The sequence below is a fragment of the Halobacillus alkaliphilus genome (assembly GCF_900113125.1).
Taxonomy (GTDB): domain Bacteria; phylum Bacillota; class Bacilli; order Bacillales; family Halobacillaceae; genus Halobacillus; species Halobacillus alkaliphilus.
In genome coordinates, this window is sequence record NZ_FOOG01000039.1 from 22,003 (window position 1) to 36,254 (window position 14,252).

The 14,252-nt window shown below is 38.6% G+C and carries 18 protein-coding genes and 1 pseudogene; 18 read left to right on the forward strand and 1 reads right to left on the reverse strand.

Annotated elements, in window-relative coordinates; genetic code table 11:
* The first annotated feature begins 84 nt into the window (after positions 1-84).
* The 11 genes from BMZ06_RS16555 (at position 85) to BMZ06_RS16610 (ending at position 8,337) form a co-directional block, all read left to right on the forward strand.
* Complete coding sequence (locus BMZ06_RS16555) at positions 85-513, forward strand: hypothetical protein (protein WP_089753677.1); 429 nt, start codon at positions 85-87, stop codon at positions 511-513.
* A gap of 533 nt (positions 514-1,046) precedes the next feature.
* On the forward strand, positions 1,047-1,424 hold the full coding sequence (locus BMZ06_RS16565) for a hypothetical protein (protein WP_089753681.1): 378 nt from the start codon (positions 1,047-1,049) through the stop codon (positions 1,422-1,424).
* A gap of 96 nt (positions 1,425-1,520) precedes the next feature.
* Positions 1,521-1,829: a hypothetical protein gene (locus BMZ06_RS16570; protein WP_089753682.1), complete on the forward strand. Its 309-nt coding sequence runs from the start codon at positions 1,521-1,523 to the stop codon at positions 1,827-1,829.
* A gap of 139 nt (positions 1,830-1,968) precedes the next feature.
* Positions 1,969-2,481, forward strand: coding sequence for an NADPH-dependent FMN reductase (locus BMZ06_RS16575; protein ID WP_089753684.1), 513 nt, complete (start codon positions 1,969-1,971; stop codon positions 2,479-2,481).
* A gap of 17 nt (positions 2,482-2,498) precedes the next feature.
* Positions 2,499-4,049 (forward strand): GAF domain-containing sensor histidine kinase, encoded by a 1,551-nt coding sequence (locus BMZ06_RS16580; protein ID WP_089753686.1) that lies wholly within the window; start codon positions 2,499-2,501, stop codon positions 4,047-4,049.
* A gap of 36 nt (positions 4,050-4,085) precedes the next feature.
* The gene (locus tag BMZ06_RS16585) at positions 4,086-4,745 is read left to right on the forward strand and encodes a response regulator transcription factor (protein ID WP_089753688.1); all 660 of its coding nucleotides are present in this window, start codon (positions 4,086-4,088) and stop codon (positions 4,743-4,745) included.
* 359 nt (positions 4,746-5,104) lie between these two features.
* Positions 5,105-5,782 (forward strand): hypothetical protein, encoded by a 678-nt coding sequence (locus tag BMZ06_RS16590; protein ID WP_089753690.1) that lies wholly within the window; start codon positions 5,105-5,107, stop codon positions 5,780-5,782.
* A gap of 15 nt (positions 5,783-5,797) precedes the next feature.
* Complete coding sequence (locus BMZ06_RS16595; RefSeq protein ID WP_089753692.1) at positions 5,798-6,082, forward strand: hypothetical protein; 285 nt, start codon at positions 5,798-5,800, stop codon at positions 6,080-6,082.
* A 148-nt stretch (positions 6,083-6,230) separates the two neighbouring features.
* On the forward strand, positions 6,231-6,581 hold the full coding sequence (locus BMZ06_RS16600; protein WP_089753694.1) for a DUF2200 domain-containing protein: 351 nt from the start codon (positions 6,231-6,233) through the stop codon (positions 6,579-6,581).
* A 432-nt stretch (positions 6,582-7,013) separates the two neighbouring features.
* Complete coding sequence (locus BMZ06_RS16605; RefSeq protein WP_089753696.1) at positions 7,014-7,787, forward strand: SDR family oxidoreductase; 774 nt, start codon at positions 7,014-7,016, stop codon at positions 7,785-7,787.
* A 112-nt stretch (positions 7,788-7,899) separates the two neighbouring features.
* A complete protein-coding gene (locus BMZ06_RS16610; RefSeq protein ID WP_089753697.1) occupies positions 7,900-8,337 on the forward strand; it encodes a GNAT family N-acetyltransferase in 438 nt (145 codons plus the stop codon).
* A gap of 238 nt (positions 8,338-8,575) precedes the next feature.
* On the opposite strand, the gene BMZ06_RS20825 is transcribed toward BMZ06_RS16610, so the two are convergent.
* Positions 8,576-8,719 (reverse strand): hypothetical protein, encoded by a 144-nt coding sequence (locus BMZ06_RS20825; protein ID WP_175477915.1) that lies wholly within the window; start codon positions 8,717-8,719, stop codon positions 8,576-8,578.
* 135 nt (positions 8,720-8,854) lie between these two features.
* On the opposite strand from BMZ06_RS20825, the gene BMZ06_RS16615 reads away from it, so the two are divergent.
* The 7 genes and pseudogenes from BMZ06_RS16615 to tnpA form a co-directional block, all read left to right on the forward strand.
* Complete coding sequence (locus BMZ06_RS16615; protein ID WP_089753699.1) at positions 8,855-9,439, forward strand: hypothetical protein; 585 nt, start codon at positions 8,855-8,857, stop codon at positions 9,437-9,439.
* Positions 9,440-9,728: 289 nt separating this feature from the next.
* Positions 9,729-10,001, forward strand: coding sequence for a hypothetical protein (locus tag BMZ06_RS16620; protein WP_089753701.1), 273 nt, complete (start codon positions 9,729-9,731; stop codon positions 9,999-10,001).
* 490 nt (positions 10,002-10,491) lie between these two features.
* A complete protein-coding gene (locus tag BMZ06_RS16625) occupies positions 10,492-11,277 on the forward strand; it encodes an SDR family NAD(P)-dependent oxidoreductase (protein ID WP_217646828.1) in 786 nt (261 codons plus the stop codon).
* Between the two features lie 528 nt (positions 11,278-11,805).
* Positions 11,806-12,066, forward strand: coding sequence for a SunI/YnzG family protein (locus tag BMZ06_RS16630; RefSeq protein ID WP_089753702.1), 261 nt, complete (start codon positions 11,806-11,808; stop codon positions 12,064-12,066).
* Positions 12,067-12,234: 168 nt separating this feature from the next.
* Positions 12,235-12,657, forward strand: a complete 423-nt coding sequence (locus BMZ06_RS16635) for an RDD family protein (RefSeq protein ID WP_089753704.1) — start codon at positions 12,235-12,237, stop codon at positions 12,655-12,657.
* A gap of 136 nt (positions 12,658-12,793) precedes the next feature.
* Positions 12,794-13,591, forward strand: a pseudogene (locus BMZ06_RS16640) (phosphotransferase).
* Between the two features lie 468 nt (positions 13,592-14,059).
* Positions 14,060-14,252, forward strand: a 193-nt coding sequence (gene tnpA, locus BMZ06_RS16645) for an IS200/IS605 family transposase (protein ID WP_139205848.1), incomplete at its 3' end; no start/stop codon positions are given.

A 14,252-nucleotide genomic window follows, 5' to 3' on the forward strand; every position in this document is an offset into this window, starting at 1 on the left:
ATTTTTTTACGTGTATTGAAAGAATCGGATGATAGGTATTAGAGAGAGGTATCATAAATATACAAAAGTAAGGAGGGAATTTGAATGAAAGGGTTAAAGGAAGGGAGTGTCATGATCATAGCGGGTATGCTGGCTGCTTTAGTGGTTAGTATCTTTTTTTATTCACGAGGCAGCGGGGACTATACTCCACTTGTATTCATAGTAGCTTTTATAATTTTTGTGGGGAGCGGATTACTGGTTAAGGTATGTTATTTATGGATTCAGTGGGGGAATCGATATTTGACCAATGTGCTTGTGTATATGTTATGTGGAGCTATAATCCTGTTTTTGCTGACTTATATTCCTTCTGTTTATTCCATAATTTTTGAGAGTTATACGTTTCAGGAACTTATAACATCTTCCTCCGTCCAGGGAGTCTTACAAATTATGGGGTATGGTGCTATTTGTGGGCTGCTGTTTTATCATTGTTATATTGGTGTACATAGTCTGGTATTAAAGTTTGAAAATAGTTGAATGGATTATAGAGGTGCAAATGCTTGTTACATGCAGCCATAGTGTGTTTGGTTCCGTTTCACTGAATAACTAATCCATTCATTCTTCGTAATCTGCTTTGATATGTGTATATTTCTTAACAGTCTTCAGAACAGTGTCTGAAAAAAGGTGGGACGTAAATTGAGGGCGCTTTTAGAAGTAGTTCGTATAATCGTTATTTTTACTCTGTTCGGTGGATTGGGATGGGGGTTAATACATAATAGTTATACCATTAACGAAACAACTGAATCTTTTTCGTGGATGGGTGCATGTGCTATATTATTAATTCTTTTTGTATGGTACAGAAATAAGTTGCAATTCTCCGGGTGGTATAAAAAAGAGGGGGGAGTAAAACTTTCGAAAAGGATCTCCTTGATTCTAATTGTAAGCTCTGTCGTTCTCTTCATTTTACCATTTGTTTTAGGGAATTTATGAGCTTAACGGGTAGGATAGATCGAGTTTTTACAACTAGTATATGAATTTCCGGGAATTTAGTAAGGAAAAGGGGGGATAAAATGAAAGGTCATATTCTATATGTTGTGATTAGTTTGTCGGTGGTTTTTATCGCACTTGGATTGCTGATTGGCCAAATTCCTTGGGTTGGCTTAGCAGCGAGTATTATTGGATTCAGCATTGCGGAACTTACAAGGCATAGAAAGATAAATGGGGGTGAAACTGATTCAAATGATAATCGGACTGCTAACCATTTGAATCAATTTGCCGGAATTGTCCTGTTGATTTCTTTTAGTCTTTTATTCCTTTTTTTAGTATCAGCAAAGTACGGATTTAATGTAGAAACTATGAACATTAATTATTTAATGATCTATGTTATCGTAACTTTTTTTACATTAATAACAGGCGGTGCCATTATAAGGAGAAGGGTAGGAAATTAAACTACGAGAGATTTAACGTCTGTCCGTCCTAGCGTTCAAAATTATACCAGGGCCGAAAGCTGCCTTATCAAGCTTGTTAGAGAGGTGGGTAATCTAGTGACTGGGATTGTGTTCAGTGGACTAACTATTTTTATTTTATTGGCGACAGGACTTGGCTATATGGCAGCAAAGCAAAGTATAATTAGAAATAAAAAGCTAGTGGAAGATATATTTTTAGCGAATTGCTTACTATTTGTCTGCGGTCTTATTAGTGCATTGTTATGGTTTATGTACGCAGGGTCAATTAATGAATTCTTACTATTCGGAGGAATGCTTTTCATCATAGGAATCACTTTAACGTGTGCCGTGGTTCTTACCGTTATACTAATCGTAAGGCAAAGAAAGTGGATGCAGCCTGAAAATTAGAATCGTATCGTTTCATTTCATTAAAGGAGGAGGCCGAACGTTCGTTTTCGGTCCAAAGTTGTAGCCTTCCATCATTCCATTCTCCGATTTGTTTACACAGGGGTTCGTGTAACCTGTTAGATAGAAGGAGTTGATGGATATGGATATAGTTGTTATTAGTGGAAGCCCGAGAAAACTCGGAAGGACAAGGATCGCCGCCTATGAAATGGCAATCAAGTTAAAGGCTGACCTTATTGATTTAAGTGAAGAGCCTATGCCGCTGTTTAATGGAGATTCCTCACAAGGAAAACATCCAGCTGTTCAAAGGCTTCGGCAAAAAGCAGAAGAGGCGGACGCGTTTGTGTGGGTGTCCCCAGAATATCATAACGGAATGAGCGGCGCGTTAAAGAATGCCCTTGAATTTTTAAACGGAACTCATTTCCAGCGAAAGCCGATCTTGCTTCTTTCTGTTTGCGGTGGCGGGAAAGGCGGCATAAATGCGGTAAACCAGATGCGTACGGTCGGCCGCGGATTATATGCGATGGTTGTGCCGCATCAGATGGTATTTGATCCGGAAGATTTTGATGCAAATTTTGTTTTGACAGAGAAGGCAATAGAAAGGTTACATAGCACGATAGAGGAATTCCAACAGTGGCTGCCTGTCAAAGTGTAACCTGATGGAGGGGTAAAATGGACGGAGGATATCAGCGGGTAGACGAATTAAATATTATGAAGGTGATCGCGGAAACATTGAATCAATGTAATGACCTCCAACCTATGCTGCAGACGGTACTTGAAAAATTGCTTGAACTCACACAGCTGCAAGCGGGTTGGGTGTTCATCGTGCACGATCAATCAACGTATACACTTACGGCAGATGCAGGACTTCCACCGGCCTTAACGTGGGGAAATAAGCAGCCTATGTGTGAGGGAGGCTGTCATTGTCTAAACCGTTATTGGAACGGGAGACTAAAGGAGCCCGTCAATATCATTGAATGTAAGCGGCTCAACGAGGCGGTAGAGAAAGAGTGGGGAGAGACAGAAGGGATCACTCATCATGCCACCGTCCCCCTTGGGGATGGCGAAGAATTCTTCGGATTGCTGAATGTGGCTTCTCCTGATAAAGCCTCTTTTTCAGACAAAGAGTTAACGCTGCTGCAATCCCTTGCTTTTCAAATTGGTACGGCGATAAAACGAACAAGACTATACCGGGAAGAACAGAAGCGGGCAGAGAATTATCAGCGGTTAAATGCTGTTGTGCGTTCGATTGGGAAGGCTCAGGACATCGAGACGCTATTTAATACTGTAGTGGATGTTGGATATGAAGTATTCGAGTGGGATAATACGGCCTTCTATTTAAAAGAAGATGACAGCTTTAATCTAAAGCGTGCGCGTTTTCCCTCTTCCTTTGAGTTAAATGAGGATTACTCAGTTGATGGAGCACTAAAGGAGGAAGATCAGCGTATCGTTGTAAACCATGGGAAATATTATATTCCGATTTATATCCATGAAGAAACAGTCGGTGTACTCGTAGTCGTTCCTGCTAAGACCGCGGGGCGTGGAGAGACGGATAAAGATGTATTAAAAGCGTTAGCAAGGAACCTCGCGCTTGCCTATGAAAGGATACGCCTCCAGGAACGCCGTCAGGAATTGTTACTTCACGAAGAAAGGAAGCGACTGGCACGTGATTTACATGATTCTGTCAACCAGAATTTGTTTACGTTATCCTTAACGGCAAGAGGAGTGAAAGAGATTATTCCAAAGGAGAATCAAGAGGTACAAGAATTACTTGATGGAATGTTGGAGATCTCTCAAGATTCTTTGAAAGAAATGCGCTCTCTGATCTGGCAGCTTCGTCCGGTTGGAATTGAGGAGGGAGTGATCGCTGCGATGAGAAAATACGCTCAGCATCTGGGGCTCTCTTTGAAGATAGACTTGGAGGAAGTACCTGATTGGTCGAAACGGATGGAAGAAACCATTTGGCGCATTAGTCAGGAAGCCATGAATAATGTAAAGAAACATACAGACAGCTTAGATGTAAATATCAGTATTTATAAAACTGAGAAAGGGATTAACATGGTGGTGAATGATCATGGGAAAGGAATTTCCGTCCCAAAGAATTCGAACCAAACGCTCGGGCTAACGAGTATGAAGGAACGGGCGGAGCTAATGGGAGGCGTTCTAAAGATTAACTCTGTCGAAGGCAAAGGGACGATGGTGCATGTCTTTCTTCCCTTTTAGTTTTGTAAGGCAAGGACAAGAGAGGAGCGGGAAAATATGAGTATTCGGGTCATGCTGGTCGATGATCATTTAATCGTATTGCGAGGATTAAAGTTCTTTTTGAACACTCAAACCGATATCAACGTAGTCGGGGAAGTCGAAAACGGCAAAGTAGCTTTGGAGAAAATTGAAGATCTACAACCGGATGTAATATTAATGGATCTCATGATGCCAGTGATGGACGGAGTGGAAGCAACAAAGGAAATTCTTAAACGCTACCCAGAATCAAAAATTGTAGTGCTAACCAGTTATTCCGATCAGGATCACGTTATTCCAGCCCTTCAGGCCGGCGCGGCCGGGTATCAATTGAAAGATGTGGATCCTGATGAATTAGTGAAAGCCATCCGGACGGCTCATCAGGGCGAGAAGCTATTACATCCAAAAGCAACGAGTCTTTTACTATCGGAAATGAGTCACGATCAGAAAAAGAAGGAAGCCGCTGCCACTGCCACGTTTACATTGACGAAAAGGGAAAAGGATGTCCTCTATCAAATTACCCTAGGCAAAAGTAATAAAGAGATATCGGCGGCTTTGTACATAACCGAAAAAACCGTTAAAACCCACGTGAGCAATCTCTTAAGCAAACTTGAGGTTCATGATCGAACGCAGGCGGCTATTTACGCAATGAAGCATGATATGTTCGCAGAGAAAGCATAAATAAATGAATAGGTTTCCAATGCTTCACGTGCTTAGGGATAGGGATTGATAATATATTCTCATACGGTATTTTGAGGCAGGGAGAAATAGATAAAGAAACCGGAAGTCATTTTAAAGGCTTCCGGTTTACTTTTTTGCTTTTATCCTTGTGGTTACTCCCTATGCTTTTACACCTGTAATCCTGGAATACAAAAGTAGCACTCCACAGTGTTCATCCTTTTTCTTTTTTCACCAGACGATTATGAATGCAGTAGCGCCTGTTCCGCCAAAAGTCGTAGAAAAATTCGACCTGACCCCTGATGTGGACAATCGTATTTCTTAGTAATCTGGTCTTAACGAAAAAGAAAGGTGGAAGTGCAGTGCTTATTCAAAGGGTAGGTCTCTATACGAATAAACGGAAGGAACTTGAAAAGTTTTATGTAAATCGATTAGGCTTCTCTTTGCTTAAAAGTGAAGAAGAGTGTTTTCAAATTGGGGTACAGGAGAGTGAAATAGAATTTGTAACAAGAGAAGGGGAAGGTTCACCATTTTATCATTTTGCTTTTGATCTTCCGCCTAATCATTTTGAAGCAGCGAAGAGTTGGGCGCAAGAAAGAGTGCAATTGAATAGAGAAGATGGAGCGGATGAAGGAATCTTTTCCCATCTTCAAGCTCGTTCTTTTTACTTTAGTGATCCGGCAGGTAATATCGTTGAATTCATCGCCCGAAAATCCAATCAAAAAGATCATACAAAACCTTTTACTGCACGTGTGCTGCAGCGAGTGAGTGAGATGAGTGTTGTGACAAGAGACGTGTACACTGCCAGTCAAAAGCTGCGAAGGATCGGAATTGAAGAGCGGGACCAACAGAAGATTCATTCGAAGTTCTTAAATCTTATGGGGGAAAGGGAAAAAGCATCCTATCTACTCCTCGTACGTCCCGGCAGACGGTGGATATTTTCTAACCAATCATCAGCCTGTTTTCCTCTTGATATTACGATTAAAGATAGAGGAATCGTATCTGTAGATCAACAGGGTATCGTCCACGTGTCTAAATGATAAGGAGGGGAGAACATGGGTCCTATTCAAACGGTGTGGCTGGATGAGTGCAGGAAATTGGGAATTGTGAAATGTCGAAATAGCGTATTCGGAAATTTGTATTATCCAATCACGATTGATCCTGAACAGCTGGAATACGGGAGAATTCATCAGCTTTGGTACACTACCTATAATGGAGCGCGCCAGTTCTTTCGATTGAATACGAATAACTACCATGTATCCGGCAGAATGAGGCAGGAAAGTCCGGATAAAATTCAGATGAAGCCGCCCGTTAAAAATAATCCTGTGCGCTCTTTATGAGAACCTTTTTGATTAAGAACTGAGTGAAAATAGTGCATAGGAAAGCGGCCCCCATTTTTGCTCATGTGGCTTGAAAATGAAGATAACGCAGGAATGATATAATAGATAATATCTAACCAAAATCATATGAAAGAATAGGGGGCATAGTATGCCAAAACATAAAATCTATACCATGAGTTTCGCAAGCGTGTATCCCCACTATGTAAAGAAAGCGGAAAAGAAAGGACGTACGAAAGACGAAGTCGATGAAATTATCCGTTGGCTGACAGGGTATAGCCAGGAGGAGCTGGAGTCAAAGCTTGAAAATGAGACAGATTTTGAGACCTTCTTTGCGGAAGCTCCCCAGCTAAATCCTTCCAGGACCATGATCAAAGGTGTGATCTGTGGAGTGCGGGTGGAAAACATTGAAGAACCAACAATGCGGGAAATCCGCTATTTGGATAAGCAGATTGATGAATTGGCCAAAGGAAAAGCGATGGAGAAGATTTTGAGAAGCTAATATGTAAGAGTAGAAGGACTGTTTCCTGTATGGTTCCTTGTAATCCTCCAGGAAACCAAGGATCCTGGTAAAGATATTTCCATAATAGTTTTGAGCTAGGGGCGATTATCGAGCAGAGATGATCGTCTTTTTTTGGGTACCAGCCCTTCATGTAAGTTCTTAATGATGGATTATGAGGACAAATGTTCATCAGGTTATGTTAAAATTTTCTTGTCAGCAGCAATTGAAATGAGGTTGGAACTTGGATTTTCTAACGGAAAAAGTCATATATATTTCTTTATTTATCATTCATCATCAGAAGACTCCCTCTTCAAGCTCCGTGTCGAAGACCGGTGAAAGATGCGGGAAGCAAAAAAGAGTGATGATGGGCATGTAATATCGTTTTACTAATATCAGTCCTGTCGTTTTAATTTAGAGAGGGAGGGGTCCATCATTAAAAATTTAGCAGGCAAAATTGCGATTGTTACGGGAGCGAGTAGATTAAAAGGTATTGGGGCAGCCATCTGCACCGAATTAGCTGAGGCTGGCTGCGATATCTTTTTTACGTATTGGAAAGAGTACGACAAAGAGATGCCCTGGAACATAGATACTAGCGAGCCTTTGATTCTGGAAAAACAGTTAAAGGAAAAAGGTGTACAGGCAGCTAGTATGGAATTGGATCTGACTCAGCAGGAGGCCGCAGAAATACTTATCCAGAACGTAATAGAAAAACTGGGGCAACCTGACATATTAGTAAACAACGCAGCTTATTCTACCAATAATGATTATGCTAATCTAACTTCAGATCAACTGGATCAACACTATATGGTTAATATTCGCGCTACGACTCTAGTAAGCATAGAATTTGCCCGTGAATTTAATAAGCCGTCGGGAGGCAGGATCGTGAATATAACTTCAGGACAATTCCAGGGTCCTATGGCAGGTGAGCTGGCATACGCCACTACAAAGGGAGCCATTGACGCCTTAACGGTTACGTTATCGTCAGAAGTTGCACCGCGTGGAATAACCGTCAATGCTATTAACCCAGGACCAACCGATACAGGCTGGATGACAGACCAAATAAAAAGTGAACTAAAACCGATGTTTCCTTTTGGAAGAGTGGGCGAACCAAATGATGTCGCAAGAACGATCAAGTTTCTAGTCAGTGATGAAGCCGCCTGGATTACGGGGCAGATTATTCATTCAGAAGGCGGATTTAAGCGATAGTTCTGACACATGAAATCCGGTGATTCTCGGAAAATGGACACCTCGTAATAAACGTAAAACTTTTTCTACCTGACTATCTTTCCTATAAAAAAGATCAAAGGAGACGAGTAATTTGGAAGTATTAAGAATAGAAGCAGCACAGACTTACACGCTTCGTCATAACGTCCTTAGACCTCATCAGCCGTTTGAAGCCTGTCAATATGATACTGATCATGACGATGATACTTTTCATATTGGAGCATTTAATGAAGGAAAATTAGTTAGCGTAGCTTCTTTTTATTTGGAATCGCATTCTGAGTTTACCAGCTCTAAGCAATACCGTTTAAGGGCGATGGCTACTGCGGAAGATTTCAGGAACAAGGGAGCAGGAAGAGAAGTAATTCATTACGCTGAACGTATAGTAAAAGAGCGTAAAGCTAACATGCTTTGGTGTAAAGGGCGAACTTCAGTCCGGAATTATTATCAGAAGCTCGGTTTTCGATCATACGGAGACGTTTTTAATTACCCTGGATTAGGTCCCCATGTGATTATGTACAAAACTTTAAGTTAGAGCAAAATGAAATGATCGAATTGTTTTTACATAGAGCTGTTAATCATTAAACAAGTAACATACAGTGAAACTATGGATAATTATAGAAAAAATAAAACACTACACCGCAAGTGAACTATCATTTTATTTTTTGCCCCTCTATAGGAGTAAGATTTACTCTCATCAGGGTGGGGTAAGCTTTACCTGTATCGATTGAAATTTTTAAAGGGCTATGTTTTTCAACATAGCCCTTTAAAGTTTAGCTAATGGTTCCAAGAATCTCGTTAATACAGTTGCTTACTATTTGGCGTTGTTCACTTGATCCTAGTAAAACAGCTAACAATAGCCCTACTAAAAACAAGACAGCAATTAGCACAGCGGCTACGTTTCTTAGAAAGTTCATAGCTCTCCCTCCTTCATCATAGGAATGTAGGAGATCTCTTACTTTAGTAATCTATGACATTCTAGCGATTACGCTTGTACGATAGCCTTTATTAATAAAATTAAATAGTTTTACTATCTCAAACGGAGGGGGATTATGTCTGATTTTAAGCTCACGATAGAGATTCGAAAGCCTTCTTATGCCCAGAATAAAACGGTAAGGGATTCCATACCTCGTTCTTTATGGAATTCCATTCGGAACCACGTTCATGAGAAAAATGATTTTACTTGCCAGATATGCGGTTGTCGAGATGAAGAAAAACTCCAGGCTCATGAAGTATGGAAGTATGACGAGGAAGAATTTCTATTGATCCTCAAGGATATACAATCTCTGTGTAAATCCTGTCATGATTTAAAGCATATTCAGCATGCTGCGCTTCGAATAAATGATCGAAACAAAAGAAATTTTGTCATGCAGAAACTAATGAAACACTTTATAAAAGTTAACAATTGTACGGAAGAGGATTTTAGAAACCATTATCGAAATCAATTAGCCAAAAGCAATCCAAGTCCAGTGAATCGGTCTTTAGAAGACCTAATCGAAATAAGGGAGTTGAGAGCAAGGGAAGAGTTTCTAAAGGCACAGAATTGGAAGTTTGTCATTGCTGATAACGTACCATTTGCAAATGAAATAAAGTCAAACCTCCATCAGAAGGGTTTGCTTTATACGCGGAAAACTTAATAATTTTGTTCTACAAAGTATCAGATGAAAAGAGATAAAGAGTCCTAAATGATAGGACTCTTTATCTCTTTTCATTTTGTATTTATTTCCTACCATACTTTAAAGGTTTGGGATTAAAATACAGAGCATTAAATGTAAATATATGTAAATTAATGTGTTATTATAATGGTAGGATATTGGAAAGAAGTGGGGTGTTTTCTCTGCTGCGCATTCTATCTTTACTGTTGTTACAACGGTTACTTTTGCTTGAGATTAAACAATACTATTAACTTGTTAAAAGGAGTTTACTATGTGTGGAATAACTAAATTGGCAGAAGGAATGGTCTGGTTACTCATTGCTGGATTTCTTGGTGTTTATTTTTTTATTTCGGAATCCGTGATAGGTTTTATTGGCTTCATGCTTCTTCCAGCCTATTCTATCATTGGAATGGTACTAACAGGGTTAGGCATCTCAAGAGAAAGTCTAGTTAAATATAAATTATTGAATATCACAGCTTTTTTAATCTTCGCTGCGTGCTTTATATTCCCATTGTCCATTTATATGCAGATAAGCATGAATTAAATGGGTTGAGTCCGAAAAAGGTTAGCATCCAAATCTATCCTGAAGTTGAATGTTTATATTTGATTTTGAACTAATTATTTCGAAACTGAGTCTTCAAGAACGGGCAGGTTAGTTGAAGACTTGAATTCGTGGTAATTTTCTTCTTACAGTTTAGTTTTTTAATTCATCATCTTGATTTTTATATTGAAATCCAACCTTCCGCACTCAAGGATCACTTTTAATCGTGTAACCTACATTTTTTGATTCTAAATTTAGCCACTATTATTCGCTAAAGAGTTCAGGTGTTTCTATCCATTCATGGTGCAAAAGCCCATAAGGAGTATCAGGAAGTCTCCATAGAAAAGTACGTTTGATATGTATGGGCACTGGGAATATTACCTCTCTTGTGTGGAAGCTATTTATATATAGGTAGAGGTTGTTAAGGAAGCCAAAGTTTCAATATCAATAAGGCGATTTTATTAGGGATATTTTAATTTGAGGAGTGATTACGATGGTAAATAGAAAATTTGTAATGATTACAGGTTCAACATCAGGTTTGGGTTTTGAGTTAGCAAAATTATTTGCGAATGATGGTTATGATGTTGCGATGTCTGGATCCAGTGAAGATATTTATCAATCAGCTAAAGAAATTGAAAAATTAGGGGTCGAAGCTTATCCTTTCAAAGCTGATGCATCAACTTATGATGATGTTGAAGAATTTTGGAAGTTTGTTAAAAGTAAGGATAGAAAGCTAGATTCAGCTGTTCTGAATGTTGGCATTGGTATGGGAGGTTCATTCTTAGAAAATGATTTACAAGAAGAGTTGAAGTTAATCGACATTAATATTTCCGGGACCGTACATATGGCTAAACGTGTGGTTCAAGATATGGTTCCGAATAAAGAAGGAGATATACTTATCGTTTCTTCTGTATCTGCGACGTTACCTACACCTTACGAAACTGTATATGGTCCGTCTAAAGCATTTGGGTTTATGTTTGCCGAATCATTAAGAGAAGAGTTAAAAGAAACAGGAGTCAATGTAACAGCCATGCTTCCTGGTGCTACAAATACTAGTTTCCACCATAATGCTGGCATGGATTCTACTTACTTTGGAGACGAGAAAAACAAAAATAATAAAGAATTGGTAGCACAACAGGGGTATGAAGCTTTAAAAAATGAGTTAGATCATGTTGTTTGTGGTGATGAAGCTACGAAGAAAGAAGCAGAAGAAAATAAACAAACGCCTGAAGAGGTTAAAGCAGCTAAACATGCTGAGAAAGCAAAACCTAATCAGTAATTTCGATTTATTAAGAGACGATTTCACAAAGAGGAATCGTCTCTTAATACTATACAGAAGGAGCAAATCTTATAAAGATGAGGGCTTATTTTCAACAGTGAAGATAAGCCTCGTTTTATTGGAAGCTTTCAACCATTTCAGTGATGGAGCTATCATTTTCAATGACCAGTATTCTCTTTTCTATGATTATCTTTCATCCCTGCATAGGATTGTCTAATGGACTCAAACGTATTATATCATTCATATGTTAGAGTTACTGCCAACTTAATTCTGAGAGAATGAGTTAATCGTAATTTGTTCATAAATGCCATCCTATTGAGTTTTTATGTGGTGCTGAGGGAGAGAAGTATGGATGGCTGGGCTGTTTTATGTTAATTATCTCAAAACTGAGTCTTCCAGTTAGGGACAGGTTTTTGGAAGACTCAGTTTCGAGATAATTAGAAAGTTTGAAACTAAATTGGGCCAGAATCGTAACTGTAATAAGAGTATTTTATTAATCCTAAGGTTATTTATGTTGGAGGGTTATCAATGTTTGGAATTAGTGTAAAAGAAAAAAACGGAAATGTTATTGTTTCGTGGCAGCTTAGCAGGGTGGAAATACCAAAAAATGATATTATAGACGTCACTGATGATGACACTTATGGTGGCGAAGAGCAAACTGCTATAAGAATCGGATATCCAAATGCTACTACTGAAAGAATTTTTATAAGGACAAACAAGCAGAATTATATCCTTTTTACCAACAACGTATCCATAAAAGAGAAGATAGAGAGTTTGATAAATAGATAATTAGAGGAAGTATCCCCGGCAGATATCTCGCTTTCGAGACTACGGTATAAGGGGGAGATTGTTCAATAAGGGATATTCTATAGCTTTATTGATAGAACGTTCGAGCAGAGATAGTGAGTCGTTCTGGTTGTGTATTGTTTTGAATAAAGGTTCAGAAGGGGTGGTGAAATGGGGTTTGATTTAGATAGAGCAGGTTTTGGAATGAGGTTGTTTGCTGGTGTATTAGATACATTAGTTATTGTTATTCCAATCGGAGTTTTTGTTTATCTTTATACAGGTACACCTTCATTAAATTGGACACAAGGTGTAACTTGGAACATCTTGTATATCATTTATTCCATCATCCTTCCTGTAATCTGGGGAGGCTACAACGTAGGAAAAAGGTTAGTAAACATAAGGATAAATAAAGCTGATGGTAAGGAGTTAAACATAGCGGATATGTTTTTTAGAGAATTCATCGGCAAGTTTCTTCTAGGGTATTTAACTGTTGGTTTATCCACACTGGTGAGTGCATTAATGATTGTATTTCGCAAAGATAAAAAAGCAATTCACGATTTTGTAGCTGGAACTTTTGTTTCAAATGAAGTATGAATTTTTCCTGAGTTTATCTTGAGATCAAGTCATCACCTTTTGGGGGCGAATGTTCAATATAGGCAATCGCTTTTTTTTAACTTCGAAGGACGATCGAGTAATGTAGGGAGTCTTAATTAGAGGGAGAGAAAATACAATGGTAAATTCTGAGGAAGAAGAAAAGCTAGCCGGAGGGAATGTCTCAAATGTATATCGATTTGAAGATACTGTTCGACGAGAAATAAAACCTGTGAGTTTGAAAATACATAGATTGTTACAACATTTAGAGAGTAAAGGTTTTAATTATGCCCCGAAATTTTTAGGTATTGATGAAAAAATAGGGAGATATTATCCTTCATTGAAGGAGAAGCTGGAAATTACCCTTTGAAGAGATATATGCGGTCAAATGATGTATTAAAAGAAATAGCACAAATGCTTCGTCTTTATCAATCATGACGCAGTTAGTGACTTTCCGTTGATAGAGGAGTGGAGTCCAATTGACAATACTCCAAGTAATAGAGAGGTTCTATGCCATAATGATTTTGCTGTGTACAATATTATTTTTAATCATGAACAGCCAGTAGGCATTATTGACTTTGATGTTGCAGCTCCTGGTCCAAGGCTTTGGGACATAGCTTACACCCTTTACACTTGCGTTCCTTTAAGTAGGTTTTATCATACTGAAGCAGGTGAGGCTGTCTTTTATACTCATTCACATGATGCAGAACGGATCCAAGCGAGAGTTAAGTTGTTTTTTGATTCTTACGGTATGGAAGGAATAGAAAAAGGTTATTTAGAGATGGTATTGTTGCGGTTAGATGGGCTATGTAAATATATGAAGAGAATGGCCAATGAAGGAAACTCAGCATTTCAAAAAATGATAGACGAGGGACACCTTGACCATTATGAAAAGGATATTGAATTCATTCGTGAACATGGAAGAGAGTGGATTTGAACAGAATAATCAAGTGAATTTTGAGGTACAAGACTATCTGATATCTCTAAAGAACTCAGTTGATTAAGGCATATATCTTTGTTAGCTGCTAAAGAGAGCACTTTGAGTTTATTTCGAAACCACAAGACTTCAGCTTTAGGAGCGATAGCTGTACAATGGCTATCGCTTATTTCACTAACAATGAAGCAATATGAAATAAAGTAACTATTGGACTTTATCCGCAAACGAATATTTTTTTGTTAAGAAAAACTATATTTATTATTGAGTTTTTAAAGAGAGGTGGTTTTATGAGACTTATCATTTCACTGATTTTAACGAACTTCCGAAAGAAGTCTCCCTCTTCAAGCGTGTGAAGGGCGAAGCTCAGCGGTAAGGGGGAGATGAATTTCGGTTGGGCGAGAGCCCAAATGCTTTTGATTACAATATATGATATAATCAGTCTTATAATGGATAAGGACTGATATATAAATGAAATTAGATAGTAATAACCATTCAGTGTTCTTGTTGTATTATCATCTTGTATTGGTCGTGAAATATAGAAGACACGTCATCGATGACACCATTTCAAACTATGCTAAAGATAAATTCTTGTCGTTGAGTGAAAACTACAATATTTCACTGGTCGAATGGAATCATGACATTGATCATATTCATATTTTAT

Bases quoted from the DNA above. Each gene is read 5' to 3' on its own strand.
- BMZ06_RS16555 (WP_089753677.1), top strand. From the start codon at position 85: ATGAAAGGGTTAAAGGAAGGGAGTGTCATGATCATAGCGGGTATGCTG.
- BMZ06_RS16565 (WP_089753681.1), top strand. From the start codon at position 1,047: ATGAAAGGTCATATTCTATATGTTGTGATTAGTTTGTCGGTGGTTTTT.
- BMZ06_RS16575 (WP_089753684.1), top strand. From the start codon at position 1,969: ATGGATATAGTTGTTATTAGTGGAAGCCCGAGAAAACTCGGAAGGACA.
- BMZ06_RS16580 (WP_089753686.1), top strand. From the start codon at position 2,499: ATGGACGGAGGATATCAGCGGGTAGACGAATTAAATATTATGAAGGTG.
- BMZ06_RS16585 (WP_089753688.1), top strand. From the start codon at position 4,086: ATGAGTATTCGGGTCATGCTGGTCGATGATCATTTAATCGTATTGCGA.
- BMZ06_RS16595 (WP_089753692.1), top strand. From the start codon at position 5,798: ATGGGTCCTATTCAAACGGTGTGGCTGGATGAGTGCAGGAAATTGGGA.
- BMZ06_RS16600 (WP_089753694.1), top strand. From the start codon at position 6,231: ATGCCAAAACATAAAATCTATACCATGAGTTTCGCAAGCGTGTATCCC.
- BMZ06_RS20825 (WP_175477915.1), bottom strand. From the start codon at position 8,719: ATGAACTTTCTAAGAAACGTAGCCGCTGTGCTAATTGCTGTCTTGTTT.
- BMZ06_RS16615 (WP_089753699.1), top strand. From the start codon at position 8,855: ATGTCTGATTTTAAGCTCACGATAGAGATTCGAAAGCCTTCTTATGCC.
- BMZ06_RS16620 (WP_089753701.1), top strand. From the start codon at position 9,729: ATGTGTGGAATAACTAAATTGGCAGAAGGAATGGTCTGGTTACTCATT.
- BMZ06_RS16625 (WP_217646828.1), top strand. From the start codon at position 10,492: ATGGTAAATAGAAAATTTGTAATGATTACAGGTTCAACATCAGGTTTG.
- BMZ06_RS16630 (WP_089753702.1), top strand. From the start codon at position 11,806: ATGTTTGGAATTAGTGTAAAAGAAAAAAACGGAAATGTTATTGTTTCG.
- BMZ06_RS16635 (WP_089753704.1), top strand. From the start codon at position 12,235: ATGGGGTTTGATTTAGATAGAGCAGGTTTTGGAATGAGGTTGTTTGCT.